General features: G+C 49.0%; 11 protein-coding genes. 6 read left to right on the forward strand and 5 right to left on the reverse strand.

From position 1 onward, the window contains the following. The first annotated feature begins 14 nt into the window (after nt 1-14). From EXU85_RS30980 to EXU85_RS31005, 5 genes are all read left to right on the forward strand, one after another. Nucleotides 15-1,937 (forward strand): glycoside hydrolase family 2 protein, encoded by a 1,923-nt coding sequence (locus tag EXU85_RS30980; protein WP_246859318.1) that lies wholly within the window; start codon nt 15-17, stop codon nt 1,935-1,937. A 50-nt stretch (nt 1,938-1,987) separates the two neighbouring features. Further along, entirely contained in the window at nt 1,988-2,986 is a 999-nt protein-coding gene (locus EXU85_RS30985; protein WP_168207899.1) for a family 43 glycosylhydrolase, read from the forward strand. Nucleotides 2,987-3,146: 160 nt separating this feature from the next. After that, complete coding sequence (locus EXU85_RS30990) at nt 3,147-3,518, forward strand: BlaI/MecI/CopY family transcriptional regulator (protein ID WP_142775791.1); 372 nt, start codon at nt 3,147-3,149, stop codon at nt 3,516-3,518. Continuing rightward, complete coding sequence (locus EXU85_RS30995; protein ID WP_210422418.1) at nt 3,515-5,896, forward strand: TonB family protein; 2,382 nt, start codon at nt 3,515-3,517, stop codon at nt 5,894-5,896. The genes EXU85_RS30990 and EXU85_RS30995 overlap by 4 nt, the downstream gene beginning before the upstream one ends. Next, the gene (locus EXU85_RS31005; RefSeq protein WP_142775792.1) at nt 5,893-7,281 is read left to right on the forward strand and encodes a TonB family protein; all 1,389 of its coding nucleotides are present in this window, start codon (nt 5,893-5,895) and stop codon (nt 7,279-7,281) included. Before EXU85_RS30995 ends, EXU85_RS31005 begins: the two co-directional genes overlap by 4 nt. Nucleotides 7,282-7,385: 104 nt before the next feature. Here the strand turns inward: EXU85_RS31005 and EXU85_RS31010 are convergent, their stop codons facing one another. From EXU85_RS31010 to EXU85_RS31030, 5 genes are all read right to left on the reverse strand, one after another. Beyond that, the gene (locus EXU85_RS31010; RefSeq protein ID WP_142775793.1) at nt 7,386-7,709 is read right to left on the reverse strand and encodes a hypothetical protein; all 324 of its coding nucleotides are present in this window, start codon (nt 7,707-7,709) and stop codon (nt 7,386-7,388) included. Between the two features lie 64 nt (nt 7,710-7,773). Next, nucleotides 7,774-11,058 carry a M4 family metallopeptidase gene (locus tag EXU85_RS31015; protein WP_142775794.1) on the reverse strand — a complete coding sequence of 1,095 codons (3,285 nt, stop codon included), beginning with the start codon at nt 11,056-11,058 and terminating at the stop codon, nt 7,774-7,776. Nucleotides 11,059-11,169: 111 nt separating this feature from the next. Further along, a complete protein-coding gene (locus tag EXU85_RS31020) occupies nt 11,170-11,670 on the reverse strand; it encodes an FAD-binding oxidoreductase (protein WP_142775795.1) in 501 nt (166 codons plus the stop codon). A 139-nt stretch (nt 11,671-11,809) separates the two neighbouring features. After that, on the reverse strand, nt 11,810-12,316 hold the full coding sequence (locus EXU85_RS31025) for a histidine phosphatase family protein (RefSeq protein ID WP_142775796.1): 507 nt from the start codon (nt 12,314-12,316) through the stop codon (nt 11,810-11,812). Between the two features lie 147 nt (nt 12,317-12,463). Continuing rightward, complete coding sequence (locus EXU85_RS31030) at nt 12,464-13,270, reverse strand: DUF1080 domain-containing protein (protein ID WP_142775797.1); 807 nt, start codon at nt 13,268-13,270, stop codon at nt 12,464-12,466. A 134-nt stretch (nt 13,271-13,404) separates the two neighbouring features. Here EXU85_RS31030 and EXU85_RS31035 point away from each other — a divergent pair, with 134 nt between their 5' ends. Next, complete coding sequence (locus EXU85_RS31035; protein WP_142776897.1) at nt 13,405-15,291, forward strand: family 16 glycoside hydrolase; 1,887 nt, start codon at nt 13,405-13,407, stop codon at nt 15,289-15,291. The last annotated feature ends 73 nt before the right edge of the window (nt 15,292-15,364 follow it).

Genomic DNA, 15,364 nt, shown 5'->3' on the forward strand with positions numbered 1-15,364 from the left:
CTAAAACTACATTCATGCCATCAGCCCGATTTCTCTCTAGTACCCTTAGCCTTGCCCTACTCGTTTCTGGACTAGCGGTTGCCCAAACACCCACACAAAATCAACCGCGTGCTGCTCCCATCATGAGTCGTTGGGAAAAGCAAATCACGCCCGAAAATGCCTGGCGCGAGTACCCCCGCCCGCAAATGGTACGGCAACAATGGCAAAACCTGAACGGCATGTGGGACTATGCCATCACACCCAAAACGGCCCCGCAACCAACCCGGTACGATGGACAAATTCTGGTACCCTTCTGTTTGGAATCGACCGTTTCGAAGGTTAACAAATCACTCACCGCCGATCAGCGATTGTGGTATCGACGGGAAGTTAGTTTACCCAACGATTGGGCAGGACAGCGGGTGCTATTGCATTTCGGCGCGGTCGATTATGAGTGCAGCCTGTGGGTTAACGGTGGGCTGGTGGGTTCGCACACGGGTGGTTCCGACGCATTCAATTTTGACATTACCGATTACCTGAAAGACGGGCAGAATCAGCTGGTGCTGGGTGTAACGGACCCAACGTCGGATGGTGAGCAACCGCGCGGTAAGCAGCTGATGAATCCTCATGGCATTTGGTATACGCCTGTTTCGGGCATCTGGCAAACCGTCTGGATGGAACCCGTTCCAAAGCAAACCTACATTGAGGAAGTAAAACTGACACCCGAGCTGGATTCCAGCCGCCTTCGGGTGGAGGTATTGCTCGATAAACCAGCGAATAATTTTACGACGGCCATTCGCCTGACGGCTTTAGATGGCAATCAAACCGTAGCCACAACCCTCGTCCGGGCGGGAAGAACCGCCTGGTTGAACGTAAAAAATCCGAAACTATGGTCGCCGGATAGCCCGTTTCTGTACAATTTGAAAGTTGAGTTGGTTACCGTCACGGACCCGTTTGGCGATACACCCCGCAACAAACGCCCGCGTCAGGATGCCCCGTTAAACACGGCGTTCGCCAATGCCACCGTTACAGGTAATCCGCTCGATGTGGTAACGGGCTATTTCGCCATGCGTAAGATTTCGGTCGGAGCAGGTCCGGTTGCTAACCAGCCCGTACTGTTGCTAAACAACAAGTTTGTGTTTCAGAACGGCCCGCTCGATCAGGGCTGGTGGCCTGGTGGTTTGCTAACGCCCCCGTCTGATGAAGGTATGGCATTTGAAATCGATTTTCTCAAAAAATCGGGATTCAACATGCTTCGGAAACACATCAAAGTCGAACCCGACCGCTATTACTACCTCTGCGACAAGCTAGGCATACTAGTCTGGCAGGACATGCCCTCGGGCTTTCTGGAAGGCCAGAATGAATATCCCGGCGATCAGTCGGAGCCAATTCGTCGGTCAAAGGGCAAGGAGCAATTTGAGTTGGAACTGCGTCGGATGATGAACCGGCTACACAACCATCCCAGCATTGTAACCTGGGTAGTACACAACGAAGGCTGGGGCCAATACGACAACAACCGGCTGGCCAATTGGGTAAAAGCGATGGACCCAAGCCGCACCGTCAACGCATCCAGCGGCTGGAACGACCTAGGTGCGGGTGATTTCTACGACATTCATACGTATGAAGAAGAGCCCAAAGCGCCAGCGTCTAAAACCAATCGGGTAGTCGTGATTGGTGAGTTTGGCGGCATTGGCTGGCCAGTGCAAGGTCACCTCTGGAACCCAGAAATGCGCAACTGGGGCTACCAGACCTACCAATCGGCAGATGTAGTGCAAAAAGCGTATGAGAAGAAATACGCCAAAATCGTTGAATACTACAAAAAACAGGCCTTATCGGCAGCTGTTTACACGCAAACAACCGACGTAGAAGGCGAAGTAAATGGCTTGTTGACCTACGATCGGGAAGTGATCAAGATTCCGATTGAAACGCTTCACAAGATTCACGCGCCCTTGTTTAAATAGCCGCGTGCTGGCGCGGGTGTTCACCCGTGTCAGCTGACAGTCTCTTAAACATGAATAACTTCAGAAGTCTATTTATAGCTGTTACGCTAATCGGGATACTATCGACGCTCGCAATAGCACAATCGTCAAGCCCAAAAATGCGGTTCGGCGATACAACGCATCGAAAATCGGGCTATGCCAAAGACCCGCATGTGGTTTGGTTCAAGAGTCGTTATTTGATGTATTACTCCGTACCGCTCTACAAAGATTCGACCGGGGCCGATCATTGGGGCATCGGTATCGCCGAAAGCCAGGATCTGACGAACTGGCAAAAAGTCGGCGAAATTACGCCCGAGACGGACTATGAGAAAAAAGGGCTGTGCGCTCCCGGCGCGCTCATTCGCGATGGGAAGGTGAATTTGTTTTACCAAACGTACGGCAATGGACGCAATGATGCCATCTGCCACGCGGTGTCGACCGATGGTATTCATTTCGACCGAAACCCAACCAATCCAATTTTTCACCCGGCTATCAGTGACTGGTCGTGCGGGCGAGCTATCGACGCCGATGTAGTCAGGTTTAACAATCACTATTTCCTGTATTTCGCGACCAGAGATACGTCGTATAAAATTCAGCAATTGGGTGTGGCTGTAGCGCCAGCCAATACGAACTTCAACCGTGAGGACTGGAAGCAGGTAGCTAACGACGGCCCTATTCTGAAGCCCGAACTCCCCTGGGAGGGCGAGTGTATTGAGGCCGCATCGGTAATTGAGCGTACGGGTACGTTGTATATGTTCTACGCGGGTGCTTATAATAACTGGCCGCAGCAAATCGGTGTGGCCCGAAGCCAGGATGGGCTGCACTGGAAACGTGTTCAAACCCAACCATTCCTTACAAACGGAGCACCTGGCACCTGGAATTCCAGTGAATCGGGCCACCCACACATCTTCACCGACAAAAACGGGAAGACCTATCTGTTTTATCAGGGCAACAACGATAAAGGGAAAAGCTGGTTCCTATCCAATGTTCCGGTCGGTTGGACTAATGCCGGGCCGGTTTTGCAGCCATAAATACCCTGCTAGTTTATAGAATTTTTCATACTCAAAATGCCCTTTTCTGAATCAGAGAAGGGCATTTTTATTTTTTCCAAACAAATAACTAATACATTAGTTGTAAAACTAAACCATTAGTCATACATTTCGACACTATTCATTAACCCCACTGTAAATCATGCCAATACGCGACCTTACCAAAGCCGAAGAAGAGATAATGCGGGTACTTTGGCAATTAAAAAAAGCGTTCGTTAAAGACGTCTTGGCCGAACTCCCCGAACCAAAGCCCGCCTACAATACCGTCTCGACCATTATCCGTATTCTGGAGAAAAAGGAACTGGTTGGCTACACCGCCTATGGGAAAACGCATGAATACTATCCCCTCATTACAGAAGAGGAGTACCGACGTTTCCAGACTGAGCAACTCATGGCGAACTACTTCGATAATTCGCTCAAAAAGCTGGTGTCGTTTTTCGTGAAAGACAAAAACATCAGCCTGACCGAAGCCGACGAGATTATCAAACTCCTAAACAAACAGAAAGACCAATGAACGCCCTTGACTATCTCCTGAAAGCTAACCTCTACGGCTTGCTGTTTGCGAGTTGTTATTGGCTACTGCTGCGTCGGCACACGTTTTTCAGCCTTAACCGGGCTTATTTGCTAGCCTCAGTCATTCTATCCCTGATTCTGCCGTTAGTGATTCTGCCTACGCAAACGGTAGAAACGCTTCCCGTCACCATGCCTGTAGGCGTTATTGCGCTGCCAGTTTCACCGATTGTGGCCGCACCCGTTGAAACTGGAACAGATTGGGAGCAACTGAGCATATGGGCCTATGCGCTGGTCGCATTAGTATTGTTGGTCCGGTTGGGCATACGTGTTGGGCGTTTGGTCAGGTTGATTCGGCAGTCGCCCCGGCACGTGTATGACGACTACATAGTGGTTCTGCCAAATGCCCCAACCATCCCTACGTTTTCATTTTTCCAGTACGTTATACTAAACCCTGCCGACACTCGTAATGAGCTGATTATCCAGCATGAGTTGGTGCACGTTCGGCAATGTCACAGCGCCGATGTATTGGGCATGGGTTTGCTACAGGCACTTTTCTGGGCATGCCCAACGCTCTGGCTCATGGATCGAATGCTCCGTCAGGTGCACGAATTTCTAGCCGATAAGCCAGCCAGCCGACCAACCGAATACGCCCGGTTTTTAGTGGCTTATTCCTTCGGAACGCAGCTTGGCGTAAGTGGTCCCGACACGCTAACAAATAGCTTCTTCAATCCCTCGCTCCTGAAACAGCGGATCATGATGCTGCACCAGAAAGCGACAACCCGATGGGCACTAGGCAAATATGTATTGATACTTCCTTTGGCATTCAGTTTATTGGCGATGACCACCGCGCGGGAAGAAATTGCGGCTGTTATGAGTCAAGCTACTGAAGAGACGATTACTGTTTCAGGTAAGGTGACAAGTGCGGCAGATGGGAAGCCGCTGCCAGGGGCACACGTTTTAGTTGCCGGTACTAAAAAGGGCACACCTACTAATGAACAGGGGCATTATAAGCTTGAGAATGTCCCTAAAACGGCCATGCTGAGTATTAGTTTCGTTGGTTTCACAATGATGATGATTCCGGTTGAAAATCGAACTACCATCGACATAGCCTTAGCGCTGGCAGACCCAAATGAATTACCTACTATGGGCGCAACAGCAGCGTACAAGGGTATTAAACCAAACCCTTCGATGCCCATTCGAACGCCCCCATCGTCCCAAACGATTAATGGCGAGGTCTATACAGCTGTTGAAGAACCGGCAGTTTTCCCAACCGGCATACCGGGATTAATGCAGTACGTAGCCCATTCGCTTCGGTATCCGGCCAAAGCCAAAGCCGCTGGCGTTCAGGGCAATGTATTTATACAATTTGTCATATCGCCAACTGGAGCCATCAGTTCGGCAATCGTCAAAAAGGGTATTGGTAGCGGTTGTGATGAAGAAGCCTTGCGCGTTGTCCGACAAATGCCGAAGTGGATTCCAGGAAAACAGAATGGCAAAGCGATTGTGACCCAATATGTAATACCTATTCAATTCGCTCTAGACAGTAAAGAGGAAAAACGAACAGGTCAGGTGTTGGGTAATCAGTTGGGCGATGTTTATGTCACTGGATACGAATCACCGCCTGCCTCTGTAGCTCAACCCACCGCTCACAGCCGAGCTAACGAAGTTTTCACCGTCGTTGAAAAGCAGCCTGAATTTCCGGGAGGCATGAGCGCTTTAAGGCAGTACCTCGCTCGAAGCTTACGCTATCCCCCTGAAGCTCAGCAGAACAACGTTGAAGGTAGAGTATTTGTACAGTTCGTCGTTTCCCAAACGGGCGAAATCCGAAATCTGCGTGTTCTGAAAGGGGTAGGTGGTGGATGCGATGAAGAAGCTGTGCGTGTGGTAAGTCAGATGCCAAAATGGAATCCAGGTGAGCAAGACGGCAAACCAGTGGATGTGCTGTATAACCTACCCATTCAGTTTGGGCTGGAAAAATGGGAAGATAAGCGAACGGGGCAGGTCACCCCCAATACGGAGAAAGGAAAGGGCTTTGTGCTTGACAAGACCACTACTAGTCAGCTATCGCTCAATGATCTTAGTACATCAGGTAGTAAAGAACGATATGCCATGCGGCTGCCCGACTCGCTACGAAATTCAGGGACATCTGTACGTCTCCATGGTAATTGGCTAAATGGTGAGGAGCCACTCTATATCATTGATGGTGTTGAAGTTGAGAAAGGGCATGAACCCAAACTAGATCAAAACCCTAAGAAGCTTCAGAATTTAAATCCTAATGACATACAGAGCATTGAGGTATTAAAAGATGGAGTAGCCAGGGCCACTTACGGCGAAAAAGGCAAAAACGGCGTCATTTTGATAACCACGAAAAAGAAATGAATACACTCCCCTATCTCTTAACCGCCAGCCTGTATCTCGTACTTTTCTATGGCTGCTACTGGCTGCTTCTCCGCAGAAATACGTTTTTCGGCCTGAATCGGGCGTATTTACTGGCATCGGTTGCATTGTCGCTCCTACTTCCGCTGATCGAGTTACCAAGTGGAACAGCCGATGCTTTTCCAGTTGGTGATCTCACCCTGCCCACGTTTGTCGTTAGCAATGGAGCAGCGAATCAATCAGGCATGCTGACCACAACGCAGTGGATTTGGCTCTTGTATGGCCTTGGCGTACTGGTAATGCTCGTGCGGTTAGGCTTAAATCTGAAATCGGTGTTTAGGCTCATCAATCGTGGCAGCGCGGAACATACACCAACGTTTATTCTCGTCCGGCTACCAGACGATTCCAGCCCTTCGTTTTCGTTCGGACGGTATCTGGTTCTGAACCATACCGATTCCCTCACGGAGCCCGACGCACTCTTGCGTCATGAAGAAGCACATATTCGGCAGCGCCACACCGCCGATATTTTATTTCTGGAGCTAGTGCAGGCGGCATTGTGGTTCAATCCTGTGGTATGGCTTTACAAACTTGCCTTGCAGGAAGTCCATGAGTTTCTGGCTGATCGGACAGTCCTGAAAATGCCCCAGCCCGATTACCCGCGTCAATTGGTGGCTTACGCACTCAACATGCCCATTGCAGCACTGACAACCCCTTTTGTTTCTAAATCAACTCTCAAACAACGAATCATTATGTTGCAAAAACCCGCATCTCATCGCCGGGCATTGCTCGGTTACGCCCTGATTCTTCCAGTAGCTGCTTGCCTGGTTATGTGTACGCAATCTGGTCAGGATCAATCACAGGACGCAGTTGTACCTGTAACAGAACAAGCCGCAGCCCGAAAAGCCGTGAAGGTTGATGGTGAAGTTTTTACTGTCGTTCAAGAGCAACCGGGGTTTCCAGGAGGCATGAAAGAATTAGGCGCGTATCTGTCTGAGAACCTGAAGTATCCGGCTGCTGCTCAGAAAGTAAAAGCCGAAGGACGCGTATTTGTTAGCTTCATCGTCACGAAAACCGGCGAGGTTACGGATGTGAAGCTACTAAAAGGCATTGGCTTTGGTACTGGTGAGGAAGCTATTCGTGTAGTACAAAATATGCCTCGCTGGACACCAGGAACGCAGAACGGGAAAGTTGTAAATGTTAGATATAACCTACCAATCAATTTTACACTGGAGGATAAAAGCGATCAAGCGGGTTTAGATAAGTTTGAGCGTTTTATAGTCAATGGAAAGGCCAGTACAAAGGAGGCTGTATTTACACTTTCGCCCAATAAGATTGCTAAAGTAAACATCGATAAGGACAATAAGACCATTGCTATTACAACGAAATAGGACTGCCTGGTAGCTTTTATTTACGCTTAAAAACTGTGGCTGTTCATTGCCTGAAATCAGGTCAACGAACAGCCACAGTTTTTTTATAATGCCAAGTTAGAACGCTATTTCAATTTATCCTGTAGGATAGTCAAAATCAACTGTTGTGTCTGTTGAATATCGGCTACTGTCGTTTCTAAACGAGCCTGACCGCTTTTTAGCTCAGATACATCTGACTTTAAAACAGAAATATCTGCTTCCACTCGCTCAAATCGCTGATCAACACCATCAAATCGTTGGTTAACGCCATCAAATCGCTGGTTGACCTGATCAAATCGTTGATTGACGGTTACGGTTAAATCAGCCAGACCTCTGGCGATCGTTTCAATCTGCTTTCCCTGGTCAACAGAAAGGTTTTCTAATTGCTCTACGCGCTCTTCCAGATACATACTCAAATATACAGTTTTATTTGATTCAGCTACTAGGACGCAAAAAAATTGTAAACGTCATTCATTACTCCTTCATTATCTTCTTAGTAGCGGTTCCGCTTGGAGTTTGAATTTGCAATAAATACAAGCCCTTTGGCAGACTTCCGACCTCAAGCGTAGCCGTACGCTGGCGAGTGCGGATCGTGGGCCGTGCAACCGTCGCCCCAGTGAGTGTCTGAAGGGAAAGTTGTTCAATCGTTTCCGTACCGGGCAATTCAACAGTCAGCGTATTGCCAGCTGGATTTGGGTAAATAGACAGCGCATCTGCCCAGGCAGGTTCGGTACCCGTTACGGTCAGTACATTGAATGTGCGCTCCACAGCCGAAGCTGCCGAAAACTGTTCGTTACCGTTCTGGAAAGCCTGTATTGTAACAGCACCCACGCCAGTAAATTTCAGCGTTGAGCCACTCAGCGTAGCAGGGCCGCTTTTTACCAGAAAACCAACCGTTAAATTCGATGAACAGGTTGCTTTCAGCGCTAGGTCACCCTGATTGGAAAACCGGTCTGGGATCGGGTCGAAGGTTATCGTTTGGGTGGCCTTAGCCACACGAGTGCCTTGTGTGTACCAGACGGGCCATTTTGCTCCCGTGTATAATACCGAAACCGAGCCCGATGGGGTAATTTTGTCAGCGCCCATGTTGATACCCGATATATTTTCGCTTGTCCCGGATTCAGTACTGAATACAAGTTTATTATCCAGCCGCGAATAGCTTGGGAAACCTAGTGTATTATTCTCGTAGACAACATTCACTTTCCCCGCATTCAGGTCAACAGCCACTACTTCGTAGATATCGTTCGTTTCGTTGAGGTAATCGAACGCGATCACATCGGGCGAGTTTTTAGAAAAGGATGGATTTCCAATACTCTCGCCCTCGTCCAGATTAGAAAATAACTTCTCAATATCGCCTTTGGCAAAGTCTTTGGTTGCGTTACTCCAAACATTGATAAAGCCTACATCCCAATAGTCAATCGAGGTGCCAGCGTTGTTTTTGAGAGCGTTATAGGCATCATAAACAATATTTTCACCCGTAAAATCCCACTCAAATGAATCGGCATACTGCACATCACCCGTTTGCACACCCTGGGTGTAGGTTGGATTATAGAGTGTAAACTCCGCCCATTTCTTTTTATCATAACTATATACATAAACCACCCCGTCTTTATCGGCGGTGAGCGCGGCTAGTTTGGTCCCATCTTTCGAGATGGCTACGTTGTCCCAGATGGTTTCATTGGAAATAATCGTTTCGGTTGGGGTGCCTGTCAGGTTAACCGAGCGAATACGCTTATCTGTCGTTACATAATAGGCGAACTTTCCATCATCGGTCACGCTGGGGCGATGGACCAGCCCCAATGCAGATTTGGCGTCAAATTTTGCGGGCGAAGCACCCACAGTTGTTGAGAAAAGTTTTGAGGTAGTGGCATCGGCCAACAAGAGTAAATCCTGACCCGACGCAACGGGCACATCGGGCGTCTTGGGCGTTGTGGTCGTTCCATCCGTGATTCCCACAGCATCAAACGCACTCTTGGCCGCAGACACTTCTGCACCCGTTGCCCCGTATAGATCGCCAGCGGCTTTGATGACAGCCAGGCGTAAATCCAGGAACTGAGATGTCCGTACCAAATACTTTGTTAGCGCCTGATAATAAACTTTCTCGGCTTTCTCCTTCCCAACAACCGTCGCGAATTTATAGAACGCGAAGTTGGGAATACCACTGTTACTATGCACCCCTCCATTATCATCGCTGGTCGTTTCATACTGCGACATAGTGGCCGGTTGATACCCATTCGGATCTTTGCTTTTACCTCCCTGATTGGGATTTGAGAGGTTCCGGAGTGCACCCGACGGCAGAACGGCAGGCGTGGCAATCGATTCACCAATTGTCCAGTTATCGCGGTCGATCATGGCTCCGAACACATCGGCAAATGACTCATTAATGGCTCCCGACTGGCTCTTGTATTGCAGATTGGCCGTATTCTGAATCACCCCATGTGTCATTTCATGTCCGGCCACATCAAGCCCTCCGGCTAGTGGTTTTAGGAGTTTTCCATTGCCATAGGCCATAATTTTGCCATTCCAGTAGGCATTATCCATAGATTTCCCATCATCGTCGGGCATGTTAACGACCGAAACCATTGTTTCTCCGGTGCCGCTCAGGGCGTCCCGATTATGCGTATTCTTATAGTAATCGTAGGCAACGCCCGCATTGTAATGAGCCGAAATCGCATTTGCATTCCAGTCAGTATTGTTGGTTGACGTAATCTGGTAGATCTTCTGATTGTTGCCAAATGTATTTCTTGCATCCACTGTCCAGAGTGCGCCAATCGGACTATCGGGCATTTTTGATGTTGTCGGTTTAAACATTGAGCGCGATGCATCAATCAGGTAATAACTATTTGTCGTTTGCTGATATGTCTGGAAGGAGCGCGTTGCCCCGTTCAGGTCTTTACCCGACGCTTTAATGGGTCCCACAAACGAGCAGGTATGATTGTATTTATCCAGAACATCACCCGTTTGCGCATCAATGACGTATTCCCAACGTTCGAGCATGTTCGGTCGAACGGTTACTGCGTACGCTAGTTTTGCACCACCGTCTGGAGTTGGAAAAACGCATAACTCTCCTTCCGATGATTTCATGTTCAGCATATTATCACCAAATGACCGAACGTTCGATGTTTTACGCACATCGGTAAGCGCTTGTGCTGAGGCATCAACCAAGGTCAGCTTCGGCGTTACGGAAAGGTCCGTTGCTATGGGTTGGTAGCGTCCATTGAGCAGCGTCACTTCATGATCAGTCAGGTGCGCAACGAGCTCGGAACCAAGCACGGGTACTCCCCGATGCGTTTGTGCCAGTCGGATGTGCATCTGCCCTACCTCATCGGTTTCGGTACGGGTGACCGTAAAATTTGCTTCCGGATTATCGAGTTTCAGCAACCCACGTACCTGCCCCATAAACTGGTAGGCAGTTGATGCAGCCGCAGCCGCCGAAAGTCGGGCACCACTTTTTTTGACCTGGCTAACAACCGAATTTGGGTTGGTTTTTCGCTCAATGAAGATAGGTAAACCCGTTACGGTGTCTCGTACAACCCGCAGGCGTAAAGGCTCCAGCGTTACTGGTGAACCTCCGGATTTCGTCAATGTCTGCCGACCGGCTCTGTCTTTTGGCAGTGGGATCGTTAAGGCATTCAATCGTTCAGCCAGACCAGCCGTTGGGGCTGTTGTTTTCAGCTTACGGCCAAAGCCCGCACTGGGTTGTTGTGCCCAGGCCGATGTAGCCGTTAGAAGAGTCAGGAAAAGAAGAAGTGGTTTCATAAGGGGGTAAGGTTTTTTGGTATATGGTTTGAGGTTTACGGTTGGCTGGCGCGTCAGTTGCTTGTGCGCCAGCCAACCGTAAACCTCAAACCATATACCATAAACAGTTTTCTATTTCAAGCGCAACGAAGCCGGGATCATGGCCATGAACGAGTCGTAGACTTTGGGGTAATTAGCAGGAACAGTTTTTGTCTTGTTTACAGCGCCCCAGGCAACTTTATAATTCAGTTTACCTTTTCGCCATTGAACAAACTTATAGATATTGCCGGGGTTATCGAATTTGGTCGTTTTGATTTTACAGTTCACTTCAACTGATGTAAACACCCGCTTCGTATTAGCCGCCGTTTGCTGGCCGATGAATGTATAAACCGTATCACGGTTGCGTCGGCCATAGAGTTTCCCATTCTCCAGCAAATAATAGGTTGCCGAAGCGCCTGTAAATCCGCCCCCACTGCCTACCACAATCTGGCGCAACTTGTAGGTAGCCGGTGTACTAGTGGTAGCCGTTTTACGAACGTTCGGCATCTTGTCGCCAGCCGCCCGGATACCCTGCGCAACAAGCTGATTTGCTATAAGCCAATTAAAAAATAGTATCAGGAATAGGTACTTCATTAGAATTATCTAAAAGTCTGGGACTTACAAGGCTTGCGTACAAAACAAAGGTAGAGTAACGCCCTACCTTCGTCAATACTGCATTTGTATGATTTGAGGTAAACAGCGTATGAGACGGTATATAAGATGGATGAGTCACCTAAGGAGGTGTAATCTGGCCATAAGTCGTCTGCGAAATCGTAACAGATTTTCGGAATAGCCCACGTCGAATCTTCACCTGCAATAAGTTATCAAAATCACCAGCCTCAATTTTAGTTAGGGTAGGCTGGGCGCCTAACCCTTTAGCGATTTCCAAAATCGTGTTGCTATGACCTACCACCAGCACCGTTTTGCTTGTACTAGCGCCAACCCGATTAACAATAGCCTCCGTAGGTTTCGCAGGATAATCGACCACCTGAATACCTAACCGCTGGGCCAATGGCTGAACCGTTTGTCGGGTACGCCGATAAGGAGTTGAGAAAATGGAATCAATGTGCTGTTTTGCCAACGTTTCGGCTAATGCGGTTGCCCGTGCATAACCCGCCGGACTAAGGTTCGTTGTATCCGTTTCGTTCACCTTTTCGCCATGACGAACAATATAAACAGTGGTTGTGGAGCAGGCGGTAGAGACAGCGATCAGGAAAGCAAACAGAGTAAAGAAGCGCATAATTTTATATACCTACGGGCTTTAGCCCGTAAGAAAAATAATTGTTGTTAGTTACCTAAACACGGGCTTAGCCCGTAAGTACAATGATACAAAAAAGCCCCCGGCTATTTGCCGGAGGCCCAATCGTTGTTCGTAAGCGGTCAATGCCTATAACTCCCGAATCCAGATGTTCCGGAAACCAACTGGGTTGCCGTGATCCTGCAGCAGAATTGGACCGGCGCCGTGTGGTTGTACTTTTGGATAACCAATGTATTCTGTTGTACCCCGAATGGCAGCGTGGTTCTGCACGATTATTCCGTTGAGCAACACCGTTACGTATGCATAGTCGGTCATCATACCCGCTTTGTTGAATTTAGGGGCCTGATAAATAACATCATACGTTTGCCACTCACCGGGTTTGCGGCTAGGGTTGGCCAATGGAATAGACTGCTTGTAAATCGATCCAACCATGCCATCTACGTACGTTGGATTGTTATAGTTATCCAGTACCTGTAGCTCATAGCGCCCCTGTAAAAAAACACCACTATTACCGCGGCCCTGGCTAGTACCTTCCACTTTTTCAGGCGTTTTAAACTCCAGGTGCAGTTGAAAATCGTTGAACTCTTTTTTCGAACGAGCCGAGAATCCTTTGGTCGAATACATCACACCATCCGTTACGGGCCATTTTAGCGGACCTTCGTTGGTTTTTTCCCAGTTAGCGGGCGAATAGCCTTTGATGGCTACCCATTCATCTGTGTTTTTACCATCGAACAGCACAATAGCATCAGAAGGCGGAGTTGTACCGGATGTATTGGCAGTTACAGTACCAGGGGTAATAACGGGTGGGACCGGCTCCCAAATTTCGGTCGACTGGGGAGTTTGTTTGCTGGGGTCAGTTTGGGCCACAGCCTGATTGGTGATGGCAAGACTCGCTAAACCAACATAGATAGCAAGCGATACATGTACGTTTTTCATAAAAAATTATGTAGAAATTTACGCGGGTTAATGCATTCTCGGGTAAAACGCCCAAATATAAGTCTAACTGTCAATCAGCAGTCTTTTATAGGGAAAAAATGTAACTTTCGCCCTTCAAACTCATGATAGCTTATATGGTAAATCTACCTATGTCAGCTCGCTTTAGCGGGCTGCTCGGCGTAAGCTTGGCAATTGGTATCGGACTGGCAATAGCCCAACCCGCTCCCATGCCTGGTGTTACGCTCCCTCTCAACGATTTAAGTGCCTTCTCAAACCCAACGCCCAACTGGCGTATTGTTGGCAGCGTCCGGGCTGATCTCAACAAAGAGAACACGCTGCTTACCGACAAAGGCACCGGTGTGCTGGCCAACATTCCCATGGCCCATCCCACGGCCGACCCTAAAAATCCCTATAAATACGATCTCTTTACAACGCTACAGCATGGGGATGTCGACCTGGAATTAGATTACATGATGGCCTCGAAGTCAAATTCAGGGGTATATCTGCAAGGGCGTTATGAAATCCAGTTACGCGATAGCTGGGAAATACGCACGCCCAATGTACACGACAATGGGGGCGTTTACGAGCGCTGGGACGAAAAACGGCCCGAAGGCCATAAAGGCTACGAAGGGCATGCGGCACGCCAGAACGCTAGTCGTGCACCCGGCTTATGGCAGCACATAAAAATCTCGTTTCAGGCTCCACGGTTTAACGCAAACGGCCAAAAGACCGAAAATGGCCGTGTGATTCGGGTTGAGTTGAACGGCGTCATTATTCAGGAAGATGTGGAACTGACAGGCCCGACCCGTGGCTCTGCCTTTGCCGATGAAAAAGCCCTTGGCCCACTCCGTATTCAGGGCGATCATGGCGCGGTAGCGATCCGAAACATCCGCTACGTCACCTACGACAAACCCCGGCCCGAATTAATGAACTTGAAATATGCCGTGTATAAAGGCAAGTTTCAGAAGGAGCCTGAATACGACAAAACGGCTCCTGAATCAGAAGGTACTTCTACGGTGTTGTCAGCATCGGTTAGTCGTATTCCGAATGAGTTTCTGATTCGCTATACCGGCACGTTGCGCGTTTCGGAACCCGGCGAATACCGCTTCAACCTCGGCGTTCCAGGCGGTGGCGGTATGATGAAAATCAATAACCAATCGGTCATTGCTCCCGGCGAATGGAACGCCAGTGGTAAAGCAACCTTGCCTAAAGGTGATCTGCCGTTTGAGCTGCTCTACGCCAAATTTGTTGATTGGGCGCAACCCGCACTAGGCCTTACAGTGGCAGGTCCTGGTATCCGCGAGTACGTCATTAGTGACGGTCCCGGTGGCACTGGCGAAGAAGTAGACCCAATTATGGTGGATGCACCAACGAACACAATCCTCCGCAGCTTTATGGATATGCCGGGCGAAAAAAACACCCAAGGGAGAACATTACGTGTAACCCATGCCATTTCGGTGGGCAGCCCTGAGCAAATTCATTATACCTACGATCTCGATAAGGGGGCTTTAGTGCAAGTCTGGCGTGGCGCATTTCTGGACGCTACACCCATGTGGCACGAGCGGGGCGATGGTTCGTCGCGCCCAATGGGGATGGTGCAGCGCCTGGGTGCTCCTGTCTTGTTTCTGAGCAAACTCGCTTCCCCACAAGCCAACTGGATTGCCGATACAACCGGCTCTTCATACCACCCGAAAGGCTACGTACTGGACGATAGCGATCGCCCAACCTTCCGTTACCAGAGTTATGGGGCATCAATCGAAGATAAAATTCGGGTATTGGGCGAGGGCAAAGGTATTCAGCGCGAAGTGACCGTAACCAATCCAGCCAGCGATCTTTACGCTCGTCTGATCAGCGGCACAAGCATCACGGCAATGGAAAATGGCATGTATCTGGTCGATGGCCAGGAATACATTCGGATCGACGATGTAGCTGGCGCGAAACCCACCATTCGGGACGCCAACGGACGGCAGGAACTGATCGTGCCAGTAAAGGGGAAGTTGACCTATTCGATACTATTTTAAATGGATAATGGCCAATGTATAATGAATAATGTCCACTGACATAAAACACATTATCCATTGCTCATTATCCATT

The organism is Spirosoma sp. KCTC 42546, from assembly GCF_006965485.1.
Classification (GTDB): domain Bacteria; phylum Bacteroidota; class Bacteroidia; order Cytophagales; family Spirosomataceae; genus Spirosoma.

Excerpts from the sequence above, each read along its gene's own strand:
- EXU85_RS31010 (WP_142775793.1), bottom strand. The coding sequence starts at position 7,709 with ATGTATCTGGAAGAGCGCGTAGAGCAATTAGAAAACCTTTCTGTTGAC.
- EXU85_RS30990 (WP_142775791.1), top strand. The coding sequence starts at position 3,147 with ATGCCAATACGCGACCTTACCAAAGCCGAAGAAGAGATAATGCGGGTA.
- EXU85_RS30995 (WP_210422418.1), top strand. The coding sequence starts at position 3,515 with ATGAACGCCCTTGACTATCTCCTGAAAGCTAACCTCTACGGCTTGCTG.
- EXU85_RS31015 (WP_142775794.1), bottom strand. The coding sequence starts at position 11,058 with ATGAAACCACTTCTTCTTTTCCTGACTCTTCTAACGGCTACATCGGCC.
- EXU85_RS31030 (WP_142775797.1), bottom strand. The coding sequence starts at position 13,270 with ATGAAAAACGTACATGTATCGCTTGCTATCTATGTTGGTTTAGCGAGT.
- EXU85_RS30985 (WP_168207899.1), top strand. The coding sequence starts at position 1,988 with ATGAATAACTTCAGAAGTCTATTTATAGCTGTTACGCTAATCGGGATA.
- EXU85_RS31020 (WP_142775795.1), bottom strand. The coding sequence starts at position 11,670 with ATGAAGTACCTATTCCTGATACTATTTTTTAATTGGCTTATAGCAAAT.
- EXU85_RS31035 (WP_142776897.1), top strand. The coding sequence starts at position 13,405 with ATGGTAAATCTACCTATGTCAGCTCGCTTTAGCGGGCTGCTCGGCGTA.
- EXU85_RS30980 (WP_246859318.1), top strand. The coding sequence starts at position 15 with ATGCCATCAGCCCGATTTCTCTCTAGTACCCTTAGCCTTGCCCTACTC.
- EXU85_RS31025 (WP_142775796.1), bottom strand. The coding sequence starts at position 12,316 with ATGCGCTTCTTTACTCTGTTTGCTTTCCTGATCGCTGTCTCTACCGCC.
- EXU85_RS31005 (WP_142775792.1), top strand. The coding sequence starts at position 5,893 with ATGAATACACTCCCCTATCTCTTAACCGCCAGCCTGTATCTCGTACTT.